The organism is Acetobacter sp. AAB5 (genome assembly GCF_050106715.1).
GTDB classification, from domain to species: Bacteria; Pseudomonadota; Alphaproteobacteria; order Acetobacterales; family Acetobacteraceae; genus Acetobacter; species Acetobacter oryzifermentans.
In genome coordinates this window covers 1-4,341 of sequence record NZ_JBNIEW010000032.1, presented here as the reverse complement: position 1 = coordinate 4,341, position 4,341 = coordinate 1, and the positions used below count along the sequence as shown (strand labels likewise).

Here is a 4,341-nt window from a genome sequence, read left to right as displayed (position 1 = left end):
TATAACCATGACAGACCCAACATGGGGAACAGCGGGCTAACCCCCGCCCAGAAACTAAAAACAGCTGCCTGAATTCTCATTCAATGCCCCACTAAAAATGGGGGGATTACCCCGGCACGCTTAAGGGATTGGTCGATGAGACATTCTCCGGCGTGTATGGCAATGCCGATGACAAGAAATCCTGGCTCAGTAATCCCGCTTTCTCAGATCTCGTGTCAGGAGATAGTTTCCGGTCGTCTGACCTGGTAGACGGCAAGACGGATATTTTCGTGCAGTTGCCCTTGCGAGCCTTGGAAAATACACCAGAAATCGGCCGCACGATCATTGGAGCCTTGTTGAACGCTGTTTATGAGGCAGATGGCAACATCCAGAATCGGGTTCTTTTCCTGTTGGATGAGGTTGCTCGTCTTGGGCGGATGCGAATCATGGCAACGGCGCGGGATGCAGGCCGGAAATATGGCATCACTCTGAGGCTACTTTACCAGTCGGTCGGCCAGCTTGAAGAACAATGGGGGCGCGAGGGAAAGCGGGCATGGTACGAGGCGGCCGCGCATCGGACATATGTTGCGATCTCTGACCTCGATACGGCAAAGGAACTAGAAGAAACCTTTGGTCAGTATGGCGTCATGGCGACATCCGAAGGTAGTAATTCCGGCACGTCGGGAAAGGGGTGGGAAGCCGGCAACCGCTCACGCGGTACGAACACCAGCTACCACGAAATTAGTCGTCCCCTGATCCGCCGTGAAGAGTTGCTCAATGATGCGCGGGTGGATGAAGCGTTTGTTGTGGTTCGGGGCGGTCGCCCATTGCGTTGTGGAATGCCGATCTATTTCCGGCGGCCTGAAATCAGGGAAAAGATTGCAGCTAATCGGTTTAATAAGCACTTGGGGTGAGGTTCGAGAGGGTATAATCAATGTTGAAAAATGAACCTGTGGTTGTCAAAACAACCACAGGTTTAGTCATTTTGGTACGATCAGGTGAACAAGCGAGGCACTTACGAATAACGCTACTGTGCTAAGCGCCCAGATGCCGATGAACCAGCCGATACGCTGGCTAAGTCGCCGGGGCGCGTTGTCCCCATTGCCTTGTACGATTTCAATGATAGCCATCTGCTTCCGTTACCTTTCCGCGGAACACGCGATAGGAGTAAACCGTGTAGGTCAGGATGATCGGCAACAAGATGACGGTGCCGACCAGTTGGAAAAACTGACTGGAAGGGGGAGATGATACATCCCACAGCGTCAACTCGGGTGGAACAGCATATGGCCACACCGTAATCCCGAGGCCGGACAGGCAGAGAAAGAACCATCCGAGAGCACACAGGAAAGGTCCTTTGGAATGTCCACGGCGCAGACCGATGGTCAGCAGAAAACCCAGTGCGATTACCAGAAGAGGAACAGGTGCGACAAATGCGATATTTGGCCACTCGGTCCAGCGCCGCAGGTAGGGTGCGTGCAACATGGGCGTCCACAGGCTGACAGCTACGATACATACAAACAGCCCGATCGCCAGCAGCTTCGCCCATTTCCGGCAGGAGGCTTCCAGCACATCGGTCGTACGCCAGATAAGCCAGGTTGCACCCAGTAGGGCATAACCGCACATGACGGCCACTCCGCACAGCACGCTGAATGGGGTTAGCCAATCCAGTGAACCGCCAACAAAAGCCCCGTCCACGACCTTGATTCCCTGGACGACCCCTCCAAGGATTGCGCCCTGACAGAAGGCCGCGATGCCCGATCCTGCCATGAAGCCAGCGTCCCACAGTTTTTCGCGTCCAGTGCCGCGTGTCATGATACGAAATTCAAAGGCCACACCACGGAAGATCAGGGCAACCAGCATGAGCACGATCGGCAGGTAGAACGCAGGGAGTAGTGTTGAATAGGCCCCAGGAAAGACCCCATAGAGCGTAGCACCGCCAAGGACCATCCACGTTTCGTTCCCATCCCATACAGGGGCGATGGTGTTGACCATCACATCCCTGCGGGCTTCATGCCGCTCTACGGCGAACAGCATTCCAATGCCAAGGTCAAAGCCATCAAGGATGACATAGATGGTGATCGCAGCGACCAGAATAACGGCCCATATGATCGGAAGCCAGTATGCGACGTCCATCATGTTCAGGCTCCTTCGCCAGAAGAGGGATTGATGACTTTGGGATGAGTGCTTGTGGCCAGAATATTCGGGGCGTGAGAGGGGCTGGTTTCATGTTCACCTTCTTGTGGCGCGCGTGCCAGCAGGCGGCCCAGAATGCCGATCCCTGATCCGAATACGATTACGTAGACCACAACAAAGACGGTCATCGTCAGCGCCATATTGGACAGGGCGATTGGGGAAACACTGTCGGATGTCCTGAGCAGACCGTAGACGGTCCAGGGCTGACGGCCGACCTCGGTCGTAACCCAGCCGCACAACAATGCGATGAAACCGGTGGGCGCCATGCATACGGCGACCCGATGAAATCCTGGACTGCTAAACAGGGTTCCTCTGCGCCTTAACCAGAGCGACCAGAACCCGACAAGAACCATCAGCATCGCCAGCGCGATCATGATGCGGAAGGAAAAGAAGATCACGGGAGAAGGCGGCCGCTGGTCACGCGGGAAATCCTTCATGCCCGGTACTTTACCATTCAGGCTATGTGTCAGGATGAGTGACCCGGCCAGCGGCAGCCTGATAGCATAATCCGTATGTTCGGTTTTCATGTTGGGAATACCGAACAGCAGTTCCGGGGCACGCGCTTCTGATTCCCAATCCCCTTCCATCGCGGCAATCTTGACCGGCTGGTATTTGAGCGTGTTCAGCCCATGGGCGTCACCGGCGAGGACCTGTAGCGGGGCAACGAAGGCAGCCATCCACATTGCCATGGAAAACATCAGGCGCACCGGTTCGCTCGCCTGTGTGCCCGCACGGCGTGCCTTGAGCAGATGCCACGCCCCTGTCGCTCCTACTATAAAGGCAACCGAAAGAAAGGCCGCCAGACCCATATGCACAAGCCGGAAAGGAAAAGAGGGATTAAAAATAATGGCAAGCCAGTCTGCGGGTATGAAGCGACCGGTAGCAGCATCAATTGTGTATCCTTGTGGCGTCTGCATCCATGAGTTTGACGCTAGGATCCATGTCATCGAGATGAGTGTACCGACCGAGACACAGCATGTTGCTGCATAATGCAGGCCGCGTCCTACTTTGTTCATGCCAAAGAGCATGACCCCGAGGAAGCCCGCCTCGAGAAAGAAGGCTGTCATGACTTCATACGATAGGAGAACACCTGTAATAGGGCCGGCTTTCCGGGAGAAGACCGACCAGTTCGTGCCGAATTCATACGACATGACCAGCCCGGAGACGACGCCCATGCCAAAGACGATCGAGAATATCTTGATCCAGTATCGGTAGAGGTCGAGATAAGCTGACCGCCTGGTTTTAAGCCATAATCCTTCCAGCACGGCCAGATAGGCAGCCAGTCCGATTGAGAAGGCGGGAAAAACAATATGAACGCCTACGGTAAAGGCGAACTGGAAGCGTGCCAGAAGCAGCGCGATATCGTGAGATGGTTGCATGGGTAATTCCCCAAATCGTGATCCAGCCGCATTTATAAGAAACGTAAAATTTCCATAAATGACAGACTGTCAGACGGTTTTATTGTTATAATATTCGCACTGCCTGATAGGCGTGTATATCTGTTCCGTTTTGGTTTTGGAAACGTCTTTGGTTATCATACAGTCATCTTTCTAATAATCCTTCAACCATGACATATTGATAAGTGCAGAGTCTTCGGATTGTCTGGTATGAGTTCGCCATTTTTTCATAAAAATGATCTTATACGAGACTGATAACGTTAAGATACCAACAGGAGTTTCCGCGTGATCTTTCCTGAGACAGTCGTGGGCAGATGTCTGACGAAGTGGACTTCCTTAAGACCAATCCAGCGACCGAGTGCCTGATTGACCCGTCCGATCATTTCCTCGGAAGAAGGTATGACTTTTACACCGGAGTTAGGTGTTTGGTCCCGGGGTTTGATGGGTTGGATTGATGATGAATCTTTCTGGCTCTGAAGTCCATATTTTGCAGACGTATTCGTAAGGCGTGAGGCCACTCAGCGTCTTGAGCCTTCGCCCGAAATTATAAGCTGCCATGAAGTCGTTGAGGTGTGTCCTCAACTGCTCATGACTGTCGTAATGGAAGCGTTTGACGGTTGCCTCTTTGATTGTCCGGTTCATCCGTTCAACCTGACCATTGGTCCAGGGATGATTGGGTTTCGTCAGACGATGTTCGATCCCGTGGGCTTCGCAGATCATGTCGAAGCGCATGGGACGCGACCAGGCCGTATTGCGATTACGGGGTTGGTCA

Annotated in this window: 5 protein-coding genes; 1 reads left to right on the top strand and 4 read right to left on the bottom strand. The window is 53.4% G+C overall.

What is annotated here, in order from left to right; translation table 11 throughout:
• Positions 1-128 precede the first annotated feature (128 nt).
• Positions 129-893 (top strand): type IV secretory system conjugative DNA transfer family protein, encoded by a 765-nt coding sequence (locus tag ACP7IZ_RS13430; protein WP_006115549.1) that lies wholly within the window; start codon positions 129-131, stop codon positions 891-893.
• Between the two features lie 66 nt (positions 894-959).
• Here the strand turns inward: ACP7IZ_RS13430 and ACP7IZ_RS13425 are convergent, their stop codons facing one another.
• The 4 genes from ACP7IZ_RS13425 to ACP7IZ_RS13410 form a co-directional block, all read right to left on the bottom strand.
• Positions 960-1,109: a DUF2474 domain-containing protein gene (locus ACP7IZ_RS13425; protein WP_007397858.1), complete on the bottom strand. Its 150-nt coding sequence runs from the start codon at positions 1,107-1,109 to the stop codon at positions 960-962.
• Positions 1,096-2,115, bottom strand: coding sequence for a cytochrome d ubiquinol oxidase subunit II (cydB, locus tag ACP7IZ_RS13420; RefSeq protein ID WP_006115550.1), 1,020 nt, complete (start codon positions 2,113-2,115; stop codon positions 1,096-1,098). Before cydB ends, ACP7IZ_RS13425 begins: the two co-directional genes overlap by 14 nt.
• Positions 2,116-2,117: 2 nt before the next feature.
• On the bottom strand, positions 2,118-3,551 hold the full coding sequence (locus ACP7IZ_RS13415) for a cytochrome ubiquinol oxidase subunit I (RefSeq protein WP_006115551.1): 1,434 nt from the start codon (positions 3,549-3,551) through the stop codon (positions 2,118-2,120).
• A gap of 435 nt (positions 3,552-3,986) precedes the next feature.
• The coding region (locus tag ACP7IZ_RS13410; protein ID WP_426849655.1) for an integrase core domain-containing protein at positions 3,987-4,341 on the bottom strand (355 nt) is incomplete at its 5' end.